The sequence below is a fragment of the Bradyrhizobium sp. UFLA06-24 genome (assembly GCF_054967145.1).
The window spans coordinates 38,082-60,208 of the sequence record NZ_JADFUE010000037.1 but is presented as its reverse complement, the minus strand read 5'-3'; the positions used below and the strand labels follow the sequence as shown (position 1 = coordinate 60,208).

At 62.8% G+C, this 22,127-nt stretch carries 21 protein-coding genes and 1 pseudogene; 6 read left to right on the top strand and 16 right to left on the bottom strand.

Annotated features, from left to right (window positions below; genetic code table 11):
- The first annotated feature begins 144 nt into the window (after nt 1-144).
- On the top strand, nt 145-1,494 hold the full coding sequence (locus tag IF809_RS25745) for an 8-oxoguanine deaminase (protein ID WP_462838905.1): 1,350 nt from the start codon (nt 145-147) through the stop codon (nt 1,492-1,494).
- Between the two features lie 100 nt (nt 1,495-1,594).
- Here the strand turns inward: IF809_RS25745 and IF809_RS25740 are convergent, their stop codons facing one another.
- From IF809_RS25740 to IF809_RS25725, 4 genes are all read right to left on the bottom strand, one after another.
- Entirely contained in the window at nt 1,595-2,671 is a 1,077-nt protein-coding gene (locus IF809_RS25740; protein WP_462838904.1) for a BMP family ABC transporter substrate-binding protein, read from the bottom strand.
- 80 nt (nt 2,672-2,751) lie between these two features.
- Complete coding sequence (locus IF809_RS25735; protein WP_128964945.1) at nt 2,752-3,669, bottom strand: ABC transporter permease; 918 nt, start codon at nt 3,667-3,669, stop codon at nt 2,752-2,754.
- Nucleotides 3,656-4,747 carry an ABC transporter permease gene (locus tag IF809_RS25730; RefSeq protein ID WP_462838903.1) on the bottom strand — a complete coding sequence of 364 codons (1,092 nt, stop codon included), beginning with the start codon at nt 4,745-4,747 and terminating at the stop codon, nt 3,656-3,658. The genes IF809_RS25735 and IF809_RS25730 overlap by 14 nt, the downstream gene beginning before the upstream one ends.
- Entirely contained in the window at nt 4,731-6,302 is a 1,572-nt protein-coding gene (locus tag IF809_RS25725) for an ABC transporter ATP-binding protein (protein WP_462838902.1), read from the bottom strand. Before IF809_RS25725 ends, IF809_RS25730 begins: the two co-directional genes overlap by 17 nt.
- Before the next feature lie 570 nt (nt 6,303-6,872).
- On the opposite strand from IF809_RS25725, the gene IF809_RS25720 reads away from it, so the two are divergent.
- Complete coding sequence (locus IF809_RS25720; protein ID WP_462838901.1) at nt 6,873-7,985, top strand: hypothetical protein; 1,113 nt, start codon at nt 6,873-6,875, stop codon at nt 7,983-7,985.
- An 83-nt stretch (nt 7,986-8,068) separates the two neighbouring features.
- Here IF809_RS25720 and IF809_RS25715 read toward each other — a convergent pair whose 3' ends face one another.
- Genes IF809_RS25715 through IF809_RS25690 form a run of 6 tightly spaced genes read right to left on the bottom strand, consistent with a single transcriptional unit; the run spans nt 8,069 to nt 13,937 of the window.
- Nucleotides 8,069-8,554, bottom strand: a complete 486-nt coding sequence (locus tag IF809_RS25715; RefSeq protein WP_462838900.1) for a nucleoside deaminase — start codon at nt 8,552-8,554, stop codon at nt 8,069-8,071.
- Nucleotides 8,555-8,566: 12 nt separating this feature from the next.
- Entirely contained in the window at nt 8,567-10,099 is a 1,533-nt protein-coding gene (locus IF809_RS25710; protein ID WP_462838899.1) for an ABC transporter ATP-binding protein, read from the bottom strand.
- On the bottom strand, nt 10,096-10,779 hold the full coding sequence (gene biuH, locus IF809_RS25705) for a biuret amidohydrolase (protein WP_462838898.1): 684 nt from the start codon (nt 10,777-10,779) through the stop codon (nt 10,096-10,098). Before biuH ends, IF809_RS25710 begins: the two co-directional genes overlap by 4 nt.
- Before the next feature lie 10 nt (nt 10,780-10,789).
- Complete coding sequence (locus IF809_RS25700; protein ID WP_462838897.1) at nt 10,790-11,716, bottom strand: ABC transporter permease; 927 nt, start codon at nt 11,714-11,716, stop codon at nt 10,790-10,792.
- Nucleotides 11,716-12,828, bottom strand: coding sequence for an ABC transporter permease (locus IF809_RS25695; RefSeq protein WP_462838896.1), 1,113 nt, complete (start codon nt 12,826-12,828; stop codon nt 11,716-11,718). The genes IF809_RS25700 and IF809_RS25695 overlap by 1 nt, the downstream gene beginning before the upstream one ends.
- A complete protein-coding gene (locus IF809_RS25690) occupies nt 12,825-13,937 on the bottom strand; it encodes a BMP family ABC transporter substrate-binding protein (RefSeq protein ID WP_462838895.1) in 1,113 nt (370 codons plus the stop codon). Before IF809_RS25690 ends, IF809_RS25695 begins: the two co-directional genes overlap by 4 nt.
- 319 nt (nt 13,938-14,256) lie before the next feature.
- Here IF809_RS25690 and IF809_RS25685 point away from each other — a divergent pair, with 319 nt between their 5' ends.
- Nucleotides 14,257-15,630: a hypothetical protein gene (locus IF809_RS25685; protein ID WP_462838913.1), complete on the top strand. Its 1,374-nt coding sequence runs from the start codon at nt 14,257-14,259 to the stop codon at nt 15,628-15,630.
- A gap of 105 nt (nt 15,631-15,735) precedes the next feature.
- Here the strand turns inward: IF809_RS25685 and IF809_RS25680 are convergent, their stop codons facing one another.
- Entirely contained in the window at nt 15,736-15,957 is a 222-nt protein-coding gene (locus IF809_RS25680; RefSeq protein ID WP_462838894.1) for a hypothetical protein, read from the bottom strand.
- A 353-nt stretch (nt 15,958-16,310) separates the two neighbouring features.
- Between IF809_RS25680 and IF809_RS25675 the strand changes: the two genes are divergently transcribed.
- The gene (locus IF809_RS25675) at nt 16,311-16,493 is read left to right on the top strand and encodes a hypothetical protein (RefSeq protein ID WP_462838893.1); all 183 of its coding nucleotides are present in this window, start codon (nt 16,311-16,313) and stop codon (nt 16,491-16,493) included.
- Between the two features lie 21 nt (nt 16,494-16,514).
- Here IF809_RS25675 and IF809_RS25670 read toward each other — a convergent pair whose 3' ends face one another.
- The 3 genes from IF809_RS25670 to IF809_RS25660 form a co-directional block, all read right to left on the bottom strand.
- Nucleotides 16,515-17,891 carry a vWA domain-containing protein gene (locus tag IF809_RS25670; RefSeq protein ID WP_462838892.1) on the bottom strand — a complete coding sequence of 459 codons (1,377 nt, stop codon included), beginning with the start codon at nt 17,889-17,891 and terminating at the stop codon, nt 16,515-16,517.
- Between the two features lie 5 nt (nt 17,892-17,896).
- Complete coding sequence (locus tag IF809_RS25665; protein ID WP_462838891.1) at nt 17,897-18,844, bottom strand: AAA family ATPase; 948 nt, start codon at nt 18,842-18,844, stop codon at nt 17,897-17,899.
- 142 nt (nt 18,845-18,986) lie between these two features.
- Nucleotides 18,987-19,187, bottom strand: coding sequence for a hypothetical protein (locus IF809_RS25660; RefSeq protein ID WP_128964959.1), 201 nt, complete (start codon nt 19,185-19,187; stop codon nt 18,987-18,989).
- 227 nt (nt 19,188-19,414) lie between these two features.
- Here IF809_RS25660 and IF809_RS25655 point away from each other — a divergent pair, with 227 nt between their 5' ends.
- The gene (locus tag IF809_RS25655; protein WP_462838890.1) at nt 19,415-20,389 is read left to right on the top strand and encodes a quinone oxidoreductase family protein; all 975 of its coding nucleotides are present in this window, start codon (nt 19,415-19,417) and stop codon (nt 20,387-20,389) included.
- Here IF809_RS25655 and IF809_RS25650 read toward each other — a convergent pair.
- A pseudogene (locus IF809_RS25650) lies at nt 20,379-20,707 on the bottom strand (hypothetical protein). The gene IF809_RS25655 and the pseudogene IF809_RS25650 sit on opposite strands and share 11 nt — an antisense overlap.
- Nucleotides 20,708-20,803: 96 nt before the next feature.
- On the bottom strand, nt 20,804-21,412 hold the full coding sequence (locus IF809_RS25645; RefSeq protein WP_128964961.1) for a S24 family peptidase: 609 nt from the start codon (nt 21,410-21,412) through the stop codon (nt 20,804-20,806).
- A gap of 163 nt (nt 21,413-21,575) precedes the next feature.
- Here IF809_RS25645 and IF809_RS25640 point away from each other — a divergent pair, with 163 nt between their 5' ends.
- Nucleotides 21,576-22,109: a GcrA family cell cycle regulator gene (locus IF809_RS25640; protein WP_462838889.1), complete on the top strand. Its 534-nt coding sequence runs from the start codon at nt 21,576-21,578 to the stop codon at nt 22,107-22,109.
- The last annotated feature ends 18 nt before the right edge of the window (nt 22,110-22,127 follow it).

Below are 22,127 nucleotides of genomic sequence, written 5' to 3'. Positions count from 1 at the left end.
AGGGCCTGCACCCGGTGAATTGACTCGAGGTAAAGTCTTGCAAGACCAGCGCCAAGTGGCAACAACAAGTCGCGGTCATCACGCTCTCGGGCTGGCCCTTGCCTTGCAAGCCTGCTGTCAGCGGATGTGGGGAGAAGCAGGCGCATGAGCGACGCGAAGCCGATCTGGATCAAGGATCCCCTTGCGATCCTCGCTGATGGTGCGGGGCGCGGGATCGTCGTGAGGGGTGGTCGCATCATCGAACTCGTGCCCAAAGGCGGGACGCCTGTGACCACTGACGTTGCGGTGTTCGATGCGAGCGCGCACGTCGTGCTGCCGGGCCTCATCAACACCCATCATCACTTTTACCAGACGCTGACGCGGGCGCTGCCGGCGGCGATGGACCGCGAGCTGTTTCCTTGGCTCCAGGCGCTCTACCCGGTGTGGGCAAGGATGACACCGCAGGCGCTCGAACTTGGGGTGACCGTGGCGATGTCGGAGCTGCTGCTCTCGGGTTGCACGACCACGACGGATCATCACTACGTCTTCCCGGCAGGACTCGAAGAGTCGGTTGACATCGAGGTCGGCGTCGCAAAGCGCCTCGGCATGCGCGTGCTGCTGACGCGCGGCTCGATGAACCTGTCGCAGCGCGATGGTGGCCTGCCGCCTGACGGTGTCGTGCAAGACGAGGACACCATCCTCGCCGACAGCGCGCGCGTGGTGGCCAAGCATCACCAGCGCGGGTCGGATGCGATGGTGCAGATTGCGCTTGCACCTTGCTCCCCGTTCTCGGTGACGACGTCGCTGATGCGCGCCACCGCCGATCTCGCCGACAAGCTCGATGTGCGCCTACACACCCATCTCGCCGAGACCGAGGACGAGAACAAATTCTGCCAGCAAATGTACGGATGCCGCCCGCTCGACTATCTCGAGCAGTGCGGCTGGCTCAATCCGCGGACCTGGCTCGCCCATGGCAACTTCTTCAATGCCGACGAGATGAAGCGGCTCGGCAAGGCCGGGACGACAATCAGCCATTGCGCGTGCAGCAACCAGCTGCTGGCCTCCGGCTGCTGCCCGGTCTGCGAGATGGAGGAAGCCGGCGTCGGTATCGGCATCGGTGTCGACGGCTCGGCCTCGAACGACGGGTCGAACCTGATGCAGGAAGTGCGCGCGGCGTTCCTGCTGCAGCGGGCGCGCTATGGCGTCAGTAAGGTCAGCCACATGGATGCGCTGCGCTGGGCTACCCGGGGCTCGGCGGCCTGCGTCGGCCGCCCGGAGCTTGGCGAGATCGCGGTCGGCAAGGCCGCCGACCTCGCACTGTTCAAGCTCGATGAGCTGCGCTTCTCCGGCCATGGCGATGCCCTGGCCGCGCTGGTGCTGTGCGGGGCGCATCGGGCCGACCGGGTGATGGTGGCGGGGAACTGGGCGGTGGTCGACGGCTCGATCCCGGAATTGGACGTTCCGGAGCTGATCCACCGGCACAGCGCCGCGGCGCAGGCGATGCAAGCGGGATAGGAAATGAGGAGGGGGCGACCACAAGTGCCGGGTGCTTCTGGCCACCCCCTCCAAACCTCCTCCGGGAGGAGCAGGTGATCTAAGGAATGCAAGAAGCGTGCTACTTGCCCGGCAGCTTGTCGTCGATGCCCTTGACGTAGAAATTCATGCCGAGGATCTGGCCGTCGGCGAGATTGGCGCCGCCCTTGCACTCGATCTCCTTGCCGTCCTGCCCAATCACAGGGCATTTGAAAGGGTGCAGCTTGCCTGCGGTGATCGCGGCCTGGGCATCCTCGGCGATCTTCTTCACGTCGTCGGGCATGTTGGTGTAGGGCGCCATCGCGAACATGTGGCTGTCAAGCCCGCCCCAGGTGTCCTCAGACTTCCAGGTGCCGTCGAGCTCGGCTTTGACGCGTTCGATGTAGTAGGGGCCCCAGGTATCGAGGATCGAAGTCAGCTGGGTCTTGGGCCCGAACTTGATCATCTCGGAGTCCTGGCCGAAGGCGAGCTTGCCGCGTTCGCTGGCGATCTGCATCGCGGCGGGCGAGTCCGTGTGCTGCATGATGACGTCGGCGCCCTGGTCGATCAGCGCCTTGGCGGCATCGGCTTCCTTGCCCGGGTCGAACCAGGTGTTGGCCCAGATGATCTTGACCTTGATGTTCGGGTTGATGGTCTGCGCCGCGATCATCGTCGCGTTGATGCCGGAGACGACCTCCGGAATCGGGAACGAGCCGATATAGCCGAGCACGCCGGACTTGGACATCTTGGCGGCGATCAAGCCTTGAATGTAGCGGCCCTGATACCACTTGGACGAATAGGTCGACATGTTCGCGTTGCGCTTGTAGCCGGTGGCATGCTCGAAATGCACGTTCGGATATTTCTTGGCGACCTTCAGCGTCGGGTCCATGTAGCCGAATGACGTCGTGAAGATCAGCTTGTTGCCGGCGCGGACGAGCTGCTCGATGGCGCGCTCGGCGTCGGGACCTTCGGGGACGTTTTCCAGATATGTGGTCTCGATCCTGTCCCCGAGCTCCTTCACCAGCGCCTGCCGGGCAAGCTCGTGTTGGTAGGTCCAGCCGAGATCGCCGATCGGGCCGAGGTAAATGAAGCCGACCTTGAGCTTGTCGGCGGCGCAGGCTGCACTGATGCTCCCGGCAAGCAGAAGGCCGGCAGCGAGCGCAACAAGTGATTTCCTCATCATCAATCTCCAAACATCAGGGGAAAGCCACAATCCGCAACGCGCGCGCCCCATCGCGCACGTCGCGGAAATCAAAACTCTTAGCGGTCAGGCACGAACACGGTGCCGAGCGCGGCCGGCGCGGTCGAGCCGCCGGTGCGCGCGCGGGAGAGCAGGACCAGCACGATGACGGTCGCCAGATAAGGCAGCGCGGACATAAACTGCGAGGGAATGCCGACGCCCCAGCCTTGCGCGTGCAATTGCAGGATCGTCACTGCGCCAAACAGATAAGCGCCGATCACCAGCCGGCCCGGTCGCCACGACGCGAACACGACCAGCGCCAGCGCGATCCAGCCGCGACCGGCGGTCATGCCGGGAATGAAGAACGGCGTGTAGGCGAGCGGCAGGTAAGCGCCGGCAAGGCCGGCGCAGGCGCCGCCGAACATCACGGCGAGGGTGCGGATGCGCAGCACGGGATAGCCGAGCGCGTGCGCGGAGATGTGATTGTCGCCGCAGGCACGCAGAATCAGTCCTGCGCGCGTGCGGTAAAGGAACCACCAGACGCCGATGATGAGGGCGATGGAGAAATAGACGAAAGCATCTTCGCCGAACAGCACGCGGCCGATCAGCGGAATGTCCGTGAGGCCGGGAATATAAAGCTGCGCGGCCGGCGTGAGCCGCTCCCCGACAAAGCCGGCGCCGATCAGACCGGACAGGCCGACGCCGAGAATGGTCAACGCTAGCCCTGTCGCAACCTGGTTGACAGCGAGGCCAAGCGCCATCAGCGCGAAGATCAGCGACATCAGCGTTCCCGCGACGATGCCGAACAGGGCCCCGATGAAGATCGATCCGGTGAGCCAGGCCCCGCCAAAGCCGCAGGCGGCGCCGACGATCATCATGCCCTCGACGCCGAGGTTGAGGACGCCGGACCGTTCGGTGACGAGTTCGCCGGTCGCCGCAATCAACAGCGGCGTCGAGGCGGCGAGCACCGACAGGATGATGGCTTCAACCAGCTCCACGGGCCACCTGACGGTTGAGGAAAACCAACTTGAAGCGGTAGAGGATGAGGGAATCGCAGGCGAGCACGTAGAACAGCAAAATGCCCTGGAAAACCTTGGTGACATCCAACGGGATCTTCATTGCGATCTGCGCCTGCTCGCCGCCGATAAAGGTCAATGCGAGGAAAAGGCCTGCAATTAATATTCCAATCGGGTTCAATCGGCCGAGAAAGGCCACGATGATCGCTGTGAAACCGTAGCCAGGCGAGATGCCGGGCTGCAGATGCCCGACGGGACCGGCGACTTCGATGATGCCGGCAAGGCCGGCCAGCGCGCCCGACACCGCGAACGTCAGGATGATCAGCTGGTTGGCGTTGAAGCCGCCGAATCGCGCAGCGCGCGGCGCGGCACCGACCACGCGGATCTCGAATCCCTTGATGGTGCGCCCAAGCAGGATTGCGGCGGCCGCGACGACGAGCAGGGCGATGATCGAACCGAGATGCAGCCGGCCGCCTTCGATCAGCTGCGGCACCGTCGCGACGGGATCGAACTCCGCCGTGGTCGGGAAATTGAAACCGTTCGGATCGCGCCAGGGACCGCGGACGAGATAGTCCAGGAGGAGGTCGGCGACATAGACCAGCATCAGGCTGGTGAGGATTTCGCTCGCACCGAACTTCACCTTGCAGATCGCCGGGATCAGTGCATAGAGCGCGCCGGCAGCTGCGGCGAGCACGAACATCGCTGGTAGCACCCAGGCGCCGGCATCGGTGCCTTGCGTCTTCACGGCGATCCAGCTTCCGGCGACGGCGCCGATCAGGAATTGTCCTTCCGCGCCAATATTCCAGGCGTTGGCGAGATAGCAGAGTGCCAGCCCGATCGCGATCATCACCAGCGGCGTCGCCTTCACCGCGATCTCCTGGAGTGAGTAGCCGTCGGTCAAGGGCGCGATGAAATAGGCATGCAGCGCGAGCAGCGGATTCTTGCCGAGGATCGCGAACAGGATGGTCATGGTCGCGATCGTCAGGCCGATCGCGATCAGCGGAGAAACCAGCGCGATCGTGTTGGAGCGCTCAGTGCGCTTCTCAAGCACCAACTGCATGCGCGGCCTCCTTCGGCTCGAGGCTGCTGCCTCCCATGAGCAGGCCGAGCTTCTCGCGCGTTGCCTCGCTCGCTGCGAGCGGAGCAGACAGCCGGCCTTGGAACATCACGGCGATGCGGTCGGCGATCTCGGCCAGCTCGTCGAGATCCTGGCTGGTCACCAGCACCGCGGCGCCGGCGCTTGCAAGATCGAGTAAAGCCTGGCGGATCACGGCGGCGGCACCGGCATCGACGCCCCAGGTCGGCTGGCTCACCACCAGCACCGCGGGGTTGCGCAGGATCTCCCGGCCGACGATGAATTTTTGCAAATTGCCGCCCGACAGCGATGCAGCTTCCGGATCGCGCTTGGCCTTGCGCACATCGAAAGTCTCGGTCGCCTTGTCCACGGTCTTCAGCGTGGCCGCGGTGTCGATGAAGCCGTGCTTGACCATGCCGCTGGCGGCGTGTCCGGTCAGCAGCGCGTTCTCCGACAGTCTCATGCGCGGCGCAGTGCCGTGGCCGAGCCGCTCTTCGGGCACAAAGGCGGCGCCGAGCTTGCGCCGCTTGGTGATCGAGAGGTGGCCGGCGGCGATGCCTTCGATGACGACCGTGCCGGGATCCTTCGACAACCGCTCGCCGGACAGTGCCGCGAACAACTCGTCCTGGCCGTTGCCGGCCACGCCGGCGATCCCGAGGATCTCGCCGCCCTTGAGCTCGAACGAGATGTGCTCGAGCATCACACCGTGGGCCTCGTCCGGCACGAGCGTGAGATCGTTGACGACCAGCCGCGGGATCGTGGTCTTCCGGCCGGCGGCCGGCTTCACCTCCTTGATCTCGCCGCCAACCATCATGCGCGCAAGCGAGGCGGCCGTCTCGAGCCGGGGATTGCAGGTCTGGATCTTCTGGCCGCCGCGCAGGATGGTGGCGGTATCGCAGAGTCGCTTCACCTCCTCGAGCTTGTGGCTGATATAGAGGATGGCGCGGCCTTCGGCCTTGAGCCGTTCCAGCACCACGAAAAGCTGGTCGGCCTCTAGCGGCGTCAGCACCGCGGTGGGCTCGTCCAGGATGAGGAATTTCGGGTCCTGCATCAGCGCGCGGACGATCTCGATGCGCTGGCGCTCGCCCACCGACAATTGCCAGACCTCACGCCGGGGATCAAGCGGCAGGCCATAGGTCTTCGATACCCGCTCCAGCCGCGCCGACATGTCCTTGAAGGATTCCTTGCCGTCGAGCCCAAGCGCGACATTCTCGGCAACGGTGAGATTGTCGAACAGCGAGAAGTGCTGGAACACCATGCCGATGCCGCGGCTGCGCGCCTCGGCAGGACCGGACAGCACGATACGGTCGCCTTGCCAGTGGATCTCACCGGCGCTGGGCTGGATCAGCCCATAGATCGCCTTGACCAGCGTCGACTTGCCGGCGCCGTTCTCGCCGAGCAGCGCGTGGATCTCCTTCGGCCAGATATCGATGTCGATGGCATCGTTGGCGAGGAAGTCCCCATAGCGTTTTGTGAGCCCGACCGTCCTGAGCAACGGGGACTCGCCGGAATGCAGGCCGTTGGGCGTCGGATCTAACATTCGCTGGTATGCTGGCATGGATGAATTGCCTCAATAGTGAGCTAGTTTGAACCGCCGCGTAAGGTGTGAAAAAGCGTCATCCCTTGCTCAACGCGTCGGCAGCGCGCCGGTGTCACGATTCGGGGCGCTTTCCGGCCACCTGTTCGGCCCTCGGGCTGCCATTGAGAGTGCATCGTGCGTTCGGAAACCGTTGCAAATTTGTGACGGTTCAAGCCAAATCGGAACCGGCTATGCAGGCTTGACGTGAAGTTGAGCAAAGTGGCCCGCGGCTCGTATGCATTGGACTGCGACGATGGCGATCGTCTTCGACAGCCGTGATCGGGGCGTTGCCCAACGCAAAAGGCGAGCAGAATCAACCGGGAATGTTTGGCATCGCCGTCTCTGGCGTCGTCGAGCTTCGGGAAACGTCGCCATAGAAATCCCCTCAAACGATACGGCGTCACACCACATGGTGCCGAAACAAGCGGCATGCCTTGAAAAAAGTTGAGGCTTCTCACCTCGGGACTTCGGCGCAAGTGTCGCCCCCAGGGGACGTTCATTGCTACGCGTCCAAACTTGGGGGTATTCAGGATGTCGTTTCGTTTCAGGGCAGTCGCAGCCGCGTTGCTGTCACTAGTTTCACTTGCCACTGGCGGGCTGGCGCAGGCCGCGGATTTGCCGGTCAAGGCTGCGAAGAAGGCGCCTGACCTCCCGTTCTTCCTGGTGATCGATGACCGCGTGTCGTTCTCCTGGATGCCGAAGGGCACCGATCCCGGCATGTGGAGCACCCGCCCGGATGGCAGCATCAACGGCAAGACGGCCAAGCAGGTCTACTCGTTCACCCACTTCGATCTCTGGGCCTATGGCACCAACTTCTTCACCATCTCGATGTTCAAGTCGGGTCAAAACGATCCGTCCAACCCGTGCATTGCCCCCGGCCTGCTGTCCAACTTTGCGGCGGGTAATTGCGCAGGTGCAACCGAGATCTACGGTCTGTTCCGCTCGACCTTGGGCTGGAACGAGCTGTTCAACACCAAAGCCTTCACCGCCGGCCCGTTGCATAACATCTCTTTCGAAGTCGGCATGGATGGCAACAGTGAGAACACCTTCCTCGCGCCTGCCAAGCGCGACGTCGTCGCCGGTCTGCAGTTCGCCTTCGACCTGCCTTACAAGGGCTACATCAACGTTGCGCCCTTGATGTACTGGGAGTTCTCGAACCACAATGCGTTCACGCAGTGCGGTACAGTCTTCGCCGGTGGCACGGTGCCGGGAACGTCGTGCAACTCCGATGGCAACGTATCCTACAATCCAACCTGGGCTGTCGAGATCAACTATTACATGGACCTTGGCTTCCTGCCGCCGAATATGCAGTTCTGGTCGATCAGCGGCCGCGCCGGTTGGTATGGCCCGAAGGGCGATTCGAATAGCCTTCCTGCGCTCTCAGGCGTTGGCCGGATGTCGACCGCCTCCAAGACCGAGCTGAACAGCGAACCGATCCGCCTGACCTTCGACGCCTCGAAGGCGGTCTGGGGTGACAAGTACTCGCACTTCGTCGACCTCTGGGTCGCCTACCGCTACTGGCAGAACAAGTTCGGCCTGGACCACAACGCCGCGCCCGGGGTCTGCACGGTCGCCGCGACCGGCCAGAGCACCAATAGCTGCACCGAGTCCACGGTCTACGGTGGCGTCACGGTGAAGTTCTGATCGGTTGATGGTCTCAAAGATTTCGATGGCGTCGTGCAGAAATGCGCCGCGCCATCCGTATTTCCGACGGGTAACTGCCGCGCCTACTTCGTCCACACGCCGTCGTGCAGTGCCTCGGCCTCGTCTTCGAGCAAAGGGCCGACGACCTCGGTTCGCCGCTGGCCTCTCGCAAAGACGTCTCGGCAGGGCAGGTCGAGCGTTGGATTCTCCGGATGGTTGCCGGTAATCCTGCGCAGGCGGTGCTCGCTGAGGCCATAGACGACGCGACCGATGCCGGCCCAGTAGATCGCGCCGGCGCACATCGCGCAGGGCTCGGCTGAGGAATAGAGCGTAGCCTTGGCCAGCACTTCGCGGCCGAGCGTGCGGCAGGCTTGCGTGGCCGCGAGGCGTTCGGCATGCGCGGTGCCGTCTTGATCAGGCATGTAGCCGTTCTCGGCCTCGATCAACACCTCGCCGTCGGCATCGACGACGACGCAGCCGAAGGGATGGTTGCCATGGGTGAGGGAACGTCGGGCGACCGCTAAGGACAAACGCAGAAAGTGTTCGTCGCGCTCAGTTGCGCTGCTCATCGGAACTCCCGATCAGTGCCCCGCCATATGCCGGCCGACCACGGTAAGATCGGCCTCGCTGGTTCGTGCTTCATACACGAATTCGCCGTGGAACATCACTACCAGCCTGTCAGACAATTCGAGCAATTCGTCGAGATCCTCGCTGACCAGCAGCACCGCCGCGCCGCGGTTGCGCGCAGCCATGATCTCGGCGTGGATCTGTGCCACGGCCGCGAAGTCGAGGCCAAAGCATGGATTGGCTGCAATCAACACCTCGACATCGCCCGCCAGCTCGCGGGCGAGCACCGCGCGCTGAATATTGCCGCCCGACAGCGCCGAGATCGGTGTCTGGGGCGTGCGGGTCTTGATCTTGTACTGGCCGATCTTCCTCTTCGCCTCGTCGCGGAAAGCGCCGCGGTTGAGCCACCAACCGCCGCTGGCGAAGGGAGCGCGGTCGAACTCGCGGAACGCGATGTTGTCGGCCAAGCTCATGCCTCCGACGCAGGCGTTCTTGAGCGGCTCCTCGGGCAGCAGCGACATCTTGTGGCGTCGCATCTCCTCGCGGTTGGCGTGATAGGGATCGGCAGAGATGCGGATCTCGCCGCCCTCGGCCTCGCGCTGGCCGGCCAGGACCTCGACCAGCTGGCGCTGGCCGTTGCCGGAGACGCCCGCGATGCCGACGATCTCGCCCGCGCGCACGGTGAGGCACACGTCACGGACGGCGATGGCGCCGGCATCGTCGACCGCGCGGAGCTTTGAAAGCTCAAGGCGCGCCTGGCCGGCTTCGCCGGTGCGCGCCGGCTGCACCGTCAGCTCCTCGGCTCCGATCATGGTGCGTGCCATCGTATCCGGCGTCAGCTCGGAAACCTTGCCGGCTCCGGCGAGCTTGCCACGGCGCAGGATCGTAACCTCGTCGGCGAAGGCCATGACCTCGCGGAACTTGTGCGTGATCATCAGGATCGTTAGCTCGCCCCTGACGACCATGTCGCGGAGCATGCCGAGCACTTCGTCGGCTTCCGCCGGCGTCAACACCGAAGTGGGTTCATCAAGGATCAGGAAGCGACGCTTCAGATAGAGCTGCTTGAGGATTTCGCATTTCTGCCGCTCACCTGCGGAGATATCCGAGACCTTCGCGGAGAGCGGCACCTTGAAGGGCATCCGCGCCAGGAATGCCTCGAGCTGTTTCATCTCCTTCGGCCAGTTCACCACGGCCGGCACATCATCGCGCGCCAGCACCAGATTTTCGGCGATCGTCATGGCCGGCACCAGAGTAAAGTGCTGGTAGACCATGCCGAGACCGAGCGCGTGCGCATCTTTCGGGTTGGCGATCGCCTGTTCGCGGCCGCCGATGAGGATGTCGCCTTCGGTCGCGTGGTAGTAGCCCATGATGCATTTGACGAGGGTCGATTTGCCGGCGCCGTTCTCGCCGAGTAGCGCATGGAACGAGCCCGGCCGCACCTTCAGCGCGACATTGTCCAGCGCCAGGAAATCGCCAAAGCGCATGGTCATGGCGATGGCGTCGAGGCCGAAGGCGCCTGCTGGCGCGGGCATTTCGCCGATGATCACGAAATCGCTCCGATGAAGGCCTCGGAGGTGGAGACCGCGCCGAACACACCGCCCTGCATCTTGATCATCTTGAGCGCGTGCTCGTGATTGCTCTTGTCCGTCGCGCCGCAGCAGTCTTGCAGCAACACGCATTCGAAGCCGCGGTCGTTGGCCTCGCGCATGGTGGTGTGGACGCAGACGTCGGTGGTGATCCCTGTGAGCACGATGTTCTGGATGCCGCGCACGCGCAGGATCAATTCCAGATCGGTTGCGCAGAAGGAGCCCTTGCCGGGCTTGTCGATAACAGGCTCGCCGGGCAAGGGTGCAAGTTCCTCGATGATGTCCCAGCCGGGCTCGCCGCGCACCAGGATGCGGCCGCAGGGACCGGGATCGCCGATGCCGGCACCGATCTGGCGCGAGCGCCAGCGCTTGTTGGCGGGAAGATCGGAGAGATCCGGGCGATGGCCTTCGCGGGTGTGGATGATATAAAAGCCCTGCTTGCGCATCGCGGCGAGCACTCTTTTGATCGGCTCGATCGGCGCCCGCGTTAGCGACAGGTCGTAGCCCATCTTGTCGACATAGCCGCCGACGCCGCAAAAATCGGTCTGCATGTCGATGATGATGAGCGCGGTATTTTGGGCGCGGAGATCACCATTATATGGCCACGCATAAGGCTCGGACTTGATGTAGCGCTCGGGCATGATTTGCTCTCTAGCGGGTGATTGACAATTCCGCCGGGGCTCCGGTCAGGGTGCGCTTCGGCGAGCAGGTGATGATCATGATCGCCAGCGTCAGGATGTAGGGCGCGGCGTTGAAGAGGTGATAGCCTGATGTAATGCCGACCGACTGCAGCGCCGGCCCAAGTGCCGCGGCGCCGCCGAAGGCAAGCGAGGCCCACAAGCAGAGCAGGGGATCCCAACGTGCGAAGATCACCAGCGCCACTGCCGTGATGCCCTGGCCGGACGAGAGTCCCTCGTTCCAGCTTCCTGGGTAGAACAGCGACAGGAACGAGCCGCCGATGCCGGCAAGGAAGCCACCGACCATGGTGGCGCGCAGGCGGATCAGCAGTACGGAGTGACCCATCGCGCGCGCGGCATCAGTGCTTTCGCCAGCGGTGCGGATGAGAAGACCCCAGCGTGTCGTGCGGAACGCCCAATAGAGGACCGGCGCGAGCGCGACGCCGATCAGGAACAGCACGTTGACGCGCAACGCGGCGCGGACTTGCGGGATGTCGCTCCACCAGCCGAAATCGATCGCAGGCAGCCGCGGCGCGGTCGGCTCAATCAGCGGTTTGCCGAGATAGAACGCGAGGCCGGTGCCGAACAGCATCAAGGCGATGCCGACCGCCACGTCGTTGACCCGTGGCAGCGAGCAGATGCCGGCATGGAGCGCGCCCAGCAGCGCGCCGGTGATGCCTGCGGCAAGTACGCCGAGCCAGGGCGATCCGGTGAGATAGGAAATGCCATAGGCGCTCATCGCGCCCATCACCAGCGTGCCCTCGAGGCCAAGATTGATGCGGCCCGAACGCTCGGTGATGCATTCCCCCAGGCTCACGAACAGGAAGGGGGTGGAGACGCGAATGGCGCCGCCGAGCACGGCCAATGGGACTGTCCAGAGTCCGATCGATCCGTCTGCCATCAGGATTTGCCTTTCAACAAACCTATGCGCCCGTAGAGCGCATCGCTGGCTAGCACGAAGACGAAGATGATGCCCTGGAGCACCAGCACGGATGCATCGGGCAGTCCCAGGCGACGCTGCAACAGGCCGCCGGTGGCGCTGATACCACCGAGCAGGATCGCGACGGGAATGATCGCAAGCGGATTTTGCCGCGCGAGGAAGGCGACAAGGATGCCAGTGAAGCCGTAGCCGGCGGCGAGATTGGCGTTGGTGCGGCCCTGCACTGCTGCGACCTCGACCATGCCGGCAAGACCCGCGGCGCCTCCGGCGAGAAAGCAGATGGTGAGGATCAGCTTGCTGACGCCGAGACCGACGATTCTTGCAGCGCGGATGTTGCCTCCGGCAACGCGCGCGGCGAAGCCGAACACGGTGTGATAGATCAGGATGTAGGCGGCGATCGAGGCGATCAGGCCGAACAGGAGCCCCCAATGTATGTCGGTGCCGGGGATCGAGCCGATCATGTTGGCGGCGCCGATCTCGCGCGTGGACGGTTTGTTGAGACTCGCAGGATCGCGCATGGCGCCTTCCACGAGATGATTGAGGATTGCGAGCGCGATGTAGACGAGCAAGAGGCTCGAAATCGTCTCGTTGACGCCGCGATATTGTCGCAGCGCGCCTGCCAGCATGATCCACAAGCCCCCGCCAATCACGCCGGCGCAGACCATCGCAATCTGGATCGCCAGCGGCGGAAGACCCTGAAGCGCGAGTGCGGCGCTGGTCGCCGACAATGCGCCGATCAGCAGTGCGCCTTCGCCGCCGATGATGACCATGCCGAGCTGCGCCGGCAGCGCCGTGCAAAGTGCGGTGAGGATGAGAGGCGCAGCACGCGTCAGCGTGTTCTGCCAGGAGAACCAGGTGCCGAACGCGCCGTAGTACATGTAGAAATAAAGGTCGAGCGGGTTCTTGCCGGACATTGCGACGAAGATGCCGAAGACCGCGAGTGCGCCGACCAGCGCCGCGCCGGGAATCAGGATGTACTCGATGGTGCCGCCATGGCGTTGCAGAAAATCGGCGTCGGCGGCCGGGGCAATTACCCCGACCGCTTCGGCGGACTCCGCAGCTTCCGTCGTCACGAAGTCGCTCCGATCACGCCTTCGACGAGATAGTCCATCTTCTCGAGTTCGGGATCCTTCTGGCTGCGATCGGTGCCGGCCGCGATCACCGTTTTGCCCTTGTTGTCGACGAGACCGCCCTTGAAGATGGCGTAGCCCTCTGCCGACAGGAACTTGGCCTTGATGTCGTCGGCGTGCTTGCGCGCCTCGGCGGACACGGCATCGCCGTAAGGCGAGGTCTTGACGATCTCTTCCTTGAGGCCACCGCGATAGAAGTTCGGGATGCTCTCGCCGGCGGCGATCATCTTGACGAACTTCGGATAGAGCGCCTCCCAATTCCATTCGGCGCCGGTGAGATACGCTTTCGGCGCCAGCGGCGACTGGTTGGTGTGATAGCCGCAGACGAAGGCGCCGCGGCGCGCGGCGTTCTCGACCATCGTCTTCGGGCCGTCGACATGGCAGGTCAGCACGTCCACGCCCTGGTCGATCAGGCTGTTGGTGGCCTCGGCTTCCTTGACCGGCATCGACCAGTCACCGGTGAAGATGACCTGGGTGGTGGCTTTGGGATTGGCGAGCTTGGCGCCTAGCGCGAAGGCGTTGATGTTGCGCAGCACCTGCGGAATCGGCTTGGCAGCGACGAAGCCGAGCTTGCCGCTCTTGGAGGTGTAGCCGGCGATGATGCCGGAGATGTACTGGGCTTCGTCGATATAGCCAAAATAGCTGCCGGCATTCTTCGGGTCCTTGTCAGTCCAGAGGCCGCCGCAATGCTCGAAGTGAAGCTTCGGGTACTTGGTGGCCATCTTGACCATGTGCGGATTGTAGTAACCGAACGAGGTCGGGAAGAGCAGGGTCGCGCCGTCGAGATTGATCATGGACTCGATCGTCTTCTCGACCGCGTCGGTCTCCGGCACCTTCTCTTCCTCGACGACCTTGAGGCCGGGAATCTTTTTCAGTGCCGCCGCGCCTTGTGCGTGCGCCTGGTTGTAACCGTAGTCATCGCGTGAGCCGACATAGATGAAGCCGATGGTCGTCCCGGCCGCAAAGGTCGGACGGGCGCCGGCCGCTGCGCCGAGGGTGAGGGCGGCGCCGCCCTTCAACAAGTGTCGTCGTGAAATCCTGCCTAAATCCATTGCTTGCTCCCCTTGGCGGAATGGACCGCCTCAACCTCGCGGCGACGCCGGTCTGACGAAGCCCGGGACAGGATGTCGCAAGCTTCGTGCCAGAGGCTAGGGGGAGGGCATCTTCATCTAAGCATTTGAAATAAAATAAGTTTCTTCATTGACCGAATCTTGATCAGAGATGCTTATGATGAAATATTAGGCGCAATAATCTCGTTGTATGCAACGGTGTTGAGCAGCCTCGCCGCTGCGCCGGGACGTCATCGGGGTGAGATACGAATCAATCACGTATGGCGCGGTACCCCGCCGTCGCCGAGATCCCCCGGCCCGTATCAGCAGCGATATTTCCTTGCCGTCACATCGTGGAAATCGATTTTACCAAGGCCTGGTCGCTACCCTCGTCGCCAACGCCCTTCAGGCGGTCAACTTTCTCGGTGATCGGCTCCTGAGAAAGTCGCAACATTCTTCGGCGCTCATCGAGGAACTCTATCGTTACGCGATGGAAAGCGCGTTTTCGCTCTCCGAGGCGTTCCTTGTCACAGGTGCGCCGCACGCCTCAGCCTACTATCCACGCGACTTTGCCTGGTTCTATCCTGATGTTCTCGACCCAGAGACCATCATGGATGAGCAAGACGCGGTGCGGCGGGCGCGCCTTCTGGAAAAAAGCGTTCGCCTGCTGCTGGAGGCGGCTCGCGCCGGCGTCATCACGACAACCATCGTTCCGGCAGGGCGCGGTCGGTATCTCGGCGTGAACTATTTTTCGCGGCCCTCGGATACGCTGCTGGGCATTTTGGCCGGTCTCCAGCAGATGCTCTCCGCCGAGGAGCGGGGGTCGTCTCATCTGGCGATGTCGCAATGCGCCCATGCCGGTCGCCTGTTGCTGGTCGAATATGGCGGCGACCTGAAGCGCGCAATCCTAAAGCTTGCCGGCGAACTCGAGCCGTTCGATGTAAAGGGTACGAGATATTTGCTCTGTGACGCCAGTCGGCCGCGCTCTGCGGCAACCGACACCCGCGCCGAACGTCGGCGTTTCGTCACCAATGCCTGCGTGTACACGACTTTCGTGTGGGGCGTGCAACTCGGCTTGGTCGAAGAGAACGAGCTGAAGCGGCTGCTCGGGCGCGACCTCGCGCAGTACAAGCAGGACCTGCTCAGCCTGTTCGGGAGAGACGGCTATATCAGACATTCGCTGGATGGGCCGGCGGGCACGCCCTCATCCCTGGTCGCGCTCGATTTCGTCGGCGTGCATCGCGGCTTCTGGAATATGAACGATGCGAGCGAGCGCGCATTTTTCGCGGCCACGGCGGATTTGATTATCGCCGAGCCGCGCTTCCGCATCCCCAGCACGTTCCACTTCCTGGTGTCGGCGGACAATCCGCGCAACAAGATCATCCACACGATTGCGGCACCGGCCTATCAGGGGAGATCATCGTGGCCGACTTTCAACGTCGAGTTCGCCGATCGCATGCTGGACTTCGACGAGTACGCCGGCAACGAAACCTACCGGGCCTGCGCGCAAGCGATTCTGAAGGACATCCGCACCGCGACTGAGATCTATGGTGGCTATCAGGAATTAATTTCGGAGCAGGGGCTGAAATATCGCACCTGGGCCTATCAAGGCGCGGTGGCCCATTCCTGGTTTCCCCGCTTTCTGTCGGTCTGGAGGAGAGCGTATAGAACGCCGCTCCTCCGGTGGAATGACTGATCCGCGAGAGGCCTCTGGCGGTCAAGTCCATCAGCTCACTGTCCTCGAGAGCCTTGTCCGACTTGGTGCAGTCAAGATCGCCTTCCGCTCTGCGCAGCGCAGGCATCATGCGGCGAGATCAAGCAGCCGGCACGAGCCGCGCACCAGCGCCTTGCGGCCGGTTGCGGTCATCGCGGGCGTGCCGTCGTGAATCACGACGAGTCCGAGCTTGACGAGATCTTCGAGGAGATAGGCCTTCGACAGGCGGCCGTTCGACACTGGATTACGAAGCGCACGCAGCGCCGCCCATTGGTCCGGTGAAAGATCGAAGTCCACGTCGTTGCTCATGTTGCCTCAAGCGATAGTCATGTTCGCGCGCCTCTGTTAGCGGCGCCGCATGAACACCATGCGACGACAATGAGTCGGGAATTCGGTGAGCGGTTTAGAACCACCCTTCACGAATTGCCTCACGCCGTTGCGCCACAAAGGTTAAAGATTGATCGGACGCGTAGATCGTCCCGATTACAGATCACTAATTGATGATTCTGATTTGATGTTGCGTTGCGACGAATGCGGTGCACGGGAAGCGCTGCTGTCCCATTTCGCGGCGCGATATGCACGCAAGGAATGAGACGCGCGCTTTGTGACTCTGCTACGCTGATTTGCGGGGAATGACTTCACACGACAAGGAGTGTGAGTGCATGAACAGGCTGGTGGAGATTCGCAGTCAGGAATCCCTGTGCCGTGAGCGCGCCGCGCTCGATTTTGAGCGCCGGGTTTTCTGGCTCACGCAGGCTGAGGAATGGGAACAGCGCGCGCTCGACGAAATTGCCTATCACTTTCGCGAGTGCAATATCGACCACATGGAGCTTGTACGAAGCTGACGCTCTCCGGGAACCCGGGACTTACTGGTAGGTCGCAACGATGTCGGAGACGGCGCGCTCGAGTTGCTGCGCGGTGGCGCATTGGCGCACCACGCTGCAGAAGGTCGCGTAGCGCGGCATCTCGGAATCGCCAAAGCCCCAGGCGAGCCGTCCTTCGGGATTGAGCCAGACCAGCCGCTTCGAGCGCTCGGAGATGCGGCGCAGGATATCGGCGCGCGGGTCGAGATTGTTGCTGCGGGCATCGCCGAGCACGATGACCGTGGTCTGCGGCGTCAGCGTACTCATGAACTCCTTTTCGAAATCGACCAGCGAAGAACCGTAGTCGGAGGAGCCGAATCCGACCTTGGACATGATCTCCGCCATTGCCTCCTCGGGTGACTTCTTCTCCAGGATCTCGCTGACCTCGATCAGATGCGAGGAGAATGCGAAGGAGCGGACGTCGTCGACCACCTCATGCAGCGAGTGGACCAGGAGCAGGAAGAAGTCCGAGACCTGCGCAACCGAACCGGAGACGTCGCACAGCGCCACGATCTTCGGCCGGTCGCGGTGTTTGCGCTTCCATGCGGTGAGGAAGGGGACGCCGCCCCAGGCAGCGTTGCGGCGAAGCGTTCGGCGGACGTCGAGATGGCCGCGGCGCTGGCGCTTGCGTGGCTTCGAGTAACGTTCGCGCAGGCGGCGCGCGATTTGCCGGATCAGGGCGCGCATCTCAGCGATCTGCCGCCGTTCAATGCGGGCGAGCGGTGCGTTGCGCAGGATCTCGTTGCGGAGATTTTCGGCCTCCTCGCGGGCATAGAGCGCAAGCCCTTGCGAGACGGTGTCGCGCACCGCGTCGCGCAGGGCATCGAGTGCGGCGCGCAAGCGCTCCGCCAGTGCCGGATTGCTCGCGGTCAGATCGTCGAGATCGTCGCGCAAGCGCTGGAGACCCATGGCATCGAGGATGCGGCTGGAGAAGATGCCGCGCTGAGTGGAATAGCGGATATCGGATAGGGACGCTGCACCGGAGGCGCTGGCGATCGCGGCTTGTATGGCGTTGCGATCCTGCGACAGCAGCATCTGCGCGAGCGGGCCAAGTCCTTCGATCGGCTGGCCTCCGCCCGCTTCGCTGGCGGAACCAGAAGAGGGAGGCTGATCCGCGTCCTGGGAGGCGTCATCTTTGCTGGCCTCAGGTTGCTCCCGCGGTGGCTCGGGTTGGCTGAAGAAGAGGTCGAAGCAGTCGCCGAGCGCGAGCTTCTCGTCTTGCGACTTGGCGAGCGTCAGGAGCAGTGCATCGCGCAGGATGGCACGGTCGGTCAGACCGACCTGCGCGACCGCGCGCATCGCATCGATGCTTTCGGCGGGTGAGACGTGGACACCGGCGCCGCGCGCAGCCCTAAAGAAGCGATGAAGGTTCTCGCGCATCGGCGTCAACCGAAGACGTTGGACCGTGCCGCCTTGGCAATGAAGGTCGTAATTTGCGGCGCTGCGGCCTCGATATCGGCCTCGTATTTCAGGAGCACATTGAGGGTGTCCTTGACCATCTCGGTATCGAGCTCGGAAGCCTGGAGCAGCACCAGCACGCGGGCCCAATCGATGGTCTCGCTCACCGACGGCAGTTTCTTCAGGTCCAGCGAACGGATCTCGTGGATGAAGCCGACCATCTGCCGGCGCAGGGTATGCGAGATGCCGGGCACGCGACTCTCGACGATGCGTTCTTCAAGTCGCTGCTCGGGAAAGCCGATATGCAGATGCAGGCAGCGTCGCTTCAAGGCGTCGCCGAGATCGCGCTCGCTGTTGGAGGTGAGGATCACCGTTGGTGGTGTGATCGCCGAGACCGTGCCGAGCTCAGGGATCGTGACCTGGAAGTCGGAGAGGATTTCCAGCAGCAGCGATTCGAATTCGGCATCCGACTTGTCGATTTCGTCGATCAGCAGCACGCAGCCGCCCGGCTGCTCCAGCGCCTGGAGCAGGGGGCGCGGCTCGACGAATTCCTTGGAGAAGAACACGTCGCCGAAATCATGCAGCTGGTGGAGGGCGGCGTGCAGCGTCTGCGCGCCGCCAAGGACTTCGCCGAGCTTGTCCTTGAGGATCTGCGTATAGAGAAGCTGCTTGGCGTATTTCCACTCGTAAAGCGCCTTGGCTTCGTCGAGACCTTCGTAGCATTGGAGGCGGATCATCTTCTTGCCGCGCCAAGCCGCAATCGCCTTGGCCAGTTCGGTCTTGCCGACGCCAGCAGGTCCCTCGACAAGAATCGGCTTTTCGATCTGTTGCGACAAATAGACGGCGGTTGCGATCTGCCGGCTCGCGATATAGCCCTGCGCGGCGAGGCCATTCTCCACTGCCTCGATCGACGTCGAGGCGTTCTGATCAGCCACGAAAGGGCGCTCCCAAAGGTTTTGCTTGAGGCTTGTTCTGCCTGCGTTCCCGGCAAAGAACAAGCCTCGTTTGGGAGAGGCCAGCCCCGCGTGAATGGCGTTTTTTCCGCTCAGCGCAAATATTTGGGCGGCGCCTTCGCGGTCAGTTCCGAAGCAATTCCGGCTTGCGGATCGTCTGTCTCACCTCGGCGCCGCAATCGGCGCATTCATAGATGAAGTCGATCTTGGCAAGGCTCCAATGCGGCTCGACCTCGCGCACATACATCGGCAGGAACCCCATGCAGGTCGGGCAATTCACGGGCGCGATTTCGATATCCTGATGATGCTGTACATAAGCTGGCATCTCGGCTCTCCTTCGCAGGCGACCCCCAAATCCCGCGCAGAGGCTACTGCTTGACGCCGCAAATTCTGTCATCAACTCTTTCGAACAGAGGCGGAACAGCCGAGATTTGCGCTCGGCTGTGACATTCTAGTTACGTATATGGACTGTAGCGGGCGGACCAAGTGCCTATCTTCTCTGGCCGGTCCGCTTTTCTCGGACTTCCACTGCAACGATAAGGGAGTACGCCCATGACCCACGCTATTCGTTTTCACAGGACCGGCGGTCCGGAAGTTCTCGTTTGGGAGGAAGTCAGCGTCGGCAAGCCGGGGCCGGGCGAGGCGCGCGTCCGCCATACCGCCGTCGGTCTCAACTTCGTCGACATCTACAACCGGTCGGGTCTCTATCCAGCGCAGTTGCCAAGCGGGCTTGGCAGCGAGGCAGCTGGGGTTGTTGAGGAGGTCGGGCCGGGCGTGACGGATGTGAAGCCGGGCGATCGCGTCGCCTATGGAGCTTCGCCGCTCGGCGCCTATTCCGAGGCGCGGCTGATCCCCGCGGATCGGCTCTTGAAGCTACCTGATGGTGTGGACGACAAGACCGCGGCCGCGATGATGTTGAAGGGACTGACCACACAATATCTGATCCGGCAGACCTATCGCGTGAAGGCCGGGGACACCATTCTGCTGCACGCAGCCGCGGGCGGCGTCGGTCTGATCCTAAGCCAGTGGGCCAAGCATCTTGGGGCAACCGTGATCGGCACCGTCAGCAATGACGAGAAGGCAAAGCTTGCCAAGGCACATGGTTGCGACCACGTCATCATCTACAGCCGCGAGGACTTTGTGAAGCGCGTCGATGAGATTACCGGGGGCAAGAAGGTCCCGGTGGTCTATGATTCCGTCGGCAAGGACACGTTCCTGAAGTCGCTGGACTGCCTCGCGCCCCTCGGAGTAGTCGCTCTGTTTGGCCAATCCTCCGGTGCGGTCGAGCCGCTCAATCTCGGTCTGCTCGCGCAGAAGGGCTCGCTATATGTCACCCGGCCGACGCTGTTCACTTATGCGGCGAAGCGCGAGAACCTGGTCGCGATGGCGAACGAACTGTTCGACGTCGTCAAGTCCGGGGCGGTCAAGATCGAGGTGCACCAGACTTATGCACTGAAGGATGCCGCCAAGGCGCATGCCGATCTCGCCGCGCGCAAGACCACGGGCTCGACCGTTCTCACAGTGTGATGGTCTGCTGGACCATGACGCGGGGCCGCTCACACCTGCGCCATGTCCGCTCGTGCTTGCGCAGGTCGCGGGCGTGATCGACATGGCTGGCCTGGAGATCGATGTCTTTAGACGGGATTTCGGGAAGGGCAGCCTCGGCTAAAATCGCTTCGGTCACGTCCTCGACGGAATTTCCCGCGATTTCGTGAATGAACGAGATGTTTTGGTGTTCCCCGGAGCTGACGCGGGAGAGACCACCTTGCGCCTGGTGATCTCGGGGTCGACGATCGTTTCGCGGCAGCGCCGCCCGTAGTCGATCATCACGACGAAAAACTGCATGAAGCAATCTGCCGCGCCCCAGGCCGGTGCGCGGCAGAGCATTTCTGAAAAATGGAATTAGATCGGTTGATTTCCAAAAATCGGAAATCCTTGCCCTCAACGGCCCTTCTTGCGCGGGCGGGCCGACTTGGCGCGCAGCCGCTCAAGCTGGCCTTTGGGCATCGACAGGCAGATCTCTCCAACCCAGTCGAGCTTTACGCCGACGATCGGCTTGGCGTTGAAGCTGGTGAGGTTGACGACAGAGGGGGATTTGCCCCGTTCGATGGTCTTCAGATAACGTTCGCCGGTCTTGAGCCGAACCACGGCCTCTTCGCCGTAGAAGCTCGACAGCGGATGACGTTGGTCCTTGTAGACCACGATCACGTCCCCACTTTCGTATTTGGGCAACATTGAATCGCCGACGATCTCGAAGGCGATGGTTTCTTCCATGATCGGGAAGGGCAGTGTGATGTCGCCGAGCCCCTCCGGCGGAACCTGCTCGTAATCCGGCTCGATCACGGCCCCGGCGCCGACGCGGCCCATGATCGGCGCGAGGTTCAGCTCAAGATATTCCATGATCGGAATGATTTCCGAGGCCTTCACCAGGCGTTCGCCGCCGAGAATCTCAGACACCGCGCCCGGACGTACGCCCATGGCGGCCGCCAGTCCGCCCTTGCTCTTGCCCGTCTTCTCCAGGCCCCGTTCGATCATCGCAACGTCCAACATGGTGATTCCCTCGATTGCCCATGGCTCCGGCCTCTTGTAATCCGAAATTCGGAATTGATGCAATTATGAATATCAGAAACTAGCCTTGACTTAGAGTTCGGAATAACGGAATATGTGCTCCGCCTCGGATCGTGCGATCGGGGGCGCATCACAGGACAGCAGCATGGAACTGGGCCATTGGCCGTCGGAGCATTCCGACGCGCTTCGCGACTATTTTCTCAAAGGTCTGTCATATGCGGAGATCGGAAGACAGATTAACGCAAGGTTTGGAACGGCTTACACGCGCAATGCGGTGGCCGGTCGTGCCAAGCGGCTCGGGCTTGCCGCGCCCGAACGGATGGCAGGTCCGTCAATGGTGCCCTCCTTGCCGGGCGACCTCGCTCCGCTCCCGCAACGTCGCGGCGCGTTGCCGGGCCTGACCCTGCCGCCGCTATCAGCGCAGAAGCCCGCCAAACCAGTCAAATTGCGTTGTGTCGGGGTCCGGCCGCGCTTGATCACGCTGCTCGAGCTCGAGCGAGGCGATTGCCGCTATCCGTATGGCGGCGACAAGGAGGGAGAGGGGATCAGTTTCTGCGGTCATCCGCGTCAGCCGGGCTCGAGCTATTGCGCGCCGCATTTGCGCCTGACCCGCGGCCCCGGCACCCCGTCCGGCCAAGCCATGGGCACGGTCGTGCGGCGACTGGTCTCTGCGGCCTGACCTGCGCGGCCCAGCGTC

Coding starts and splice junctions, on each gene's coding strand:
- IF809_RS25745 (WP_462838905.1), top strand. CDS start 145: ATGAGCGACGCGAAGCCGATCTGGATCAAGGATCCCCTTGCGATCCTC.
- IF809_RS25740 (WP_462838904.1), bottom strand. CDS start 2,671: ATGAGGAAATCACTTGTTGCGCTCGCTGCCGGCCTTCTGCTTGCCGGG.
- IF809_RS25730 (WP_462838903.1), bottom strand. CDS start 4,747: ATGCAGTTGGTGCTTGAGAAGCGCACTGAGCGCTCCAACACGATCGCG.
- IF809_RS25725 (WP_462838902.1), bottom strand. CDS start 6,302: ATGTTAGATCCGACGCCCAACGGCCTGCATTCCGGCGAGTCCCCGTTG.
- IF809_RS25720 (WP_462838901.1), top strand. CDS start 6,873: ATGTCGTTTCGTTTCAGGGCAGTCGCAGCCGCGTTGCTGTCACTAGTT.
- IF809_RS25715 (WP_462838900.1), bottom strand. CDS start 8,554: ATGAGCAGCGCAACTGAGCGCGACGAACACTTTCTGCGTTTGTCCTTA.
- biuH (WP_462838898.1), bottom strand. CDS start 10,779: ATGCCCGAGCGCTACATCAAGTCCGAGCCTTATGCGTGGCCATATAAT.
- IF809_RS25700 (WP_462838897.1), bottom strand. CDS start 11,716: ATGGCAGACGGATCGATCGGACTCTGGACAGTCCCATTGGCCGTGCTC.
- IF809_RS25690 (WP_462838895.1), bottom strand. CDS start 13,937: ATGGATTTAGGCAGGATTTCACGACGACACTTGTTGAAGGGCGGCGCC.
- IF809_RS25680 (WP_462838894.1), bottom strand. CDS start 15,957: ATGAGCAACGACGTGGACTTCGATCTTTCACCGGACCAATGGGCGGCG.
- IF809_RS25675 (WP_462838893.1), top strand. CDS start 16,311: ATGAACAGGCTGGTGGAGATTCGCAGTCAGGAATCCCTGTGCCGTGAG.
- IF809_RS25670 (WP_462838892.1), bottom strand. CDS start 17,891: ATGCGCGAGAACCTTCATCGCTTCTTTAGGGCTGCGCGCGGCGCCGGT.
- IF809_RS25660 (WP_128964959.1), bottom strand. CDS start 19,187: ATGCCAGCTTATGTACAGCATCATCAGGATATCGAAATCGCGCCCGTG.
- IF809_RS25655 (WP_462838890.1), top strand. CDS start 19,415: ATGACCCACGCTATTCGTTTTCACAGGACCGGCGGTCCGGAAGTTCTC.
- IF809_RS25645 (WP_128964961.1), bottom strand. CDS start 21,412: ATGTTGGACGTTGCGATGATCGAACGGGGCCTGGAGAAGACGGGCAAG.
- IF809_RS25640 (WP_462838889.1), top strand. CDS start 21,576: ATGGAACTGGGCCATTGGCCGTCGGAGCATTCCGACGCGCTTCGCGAC.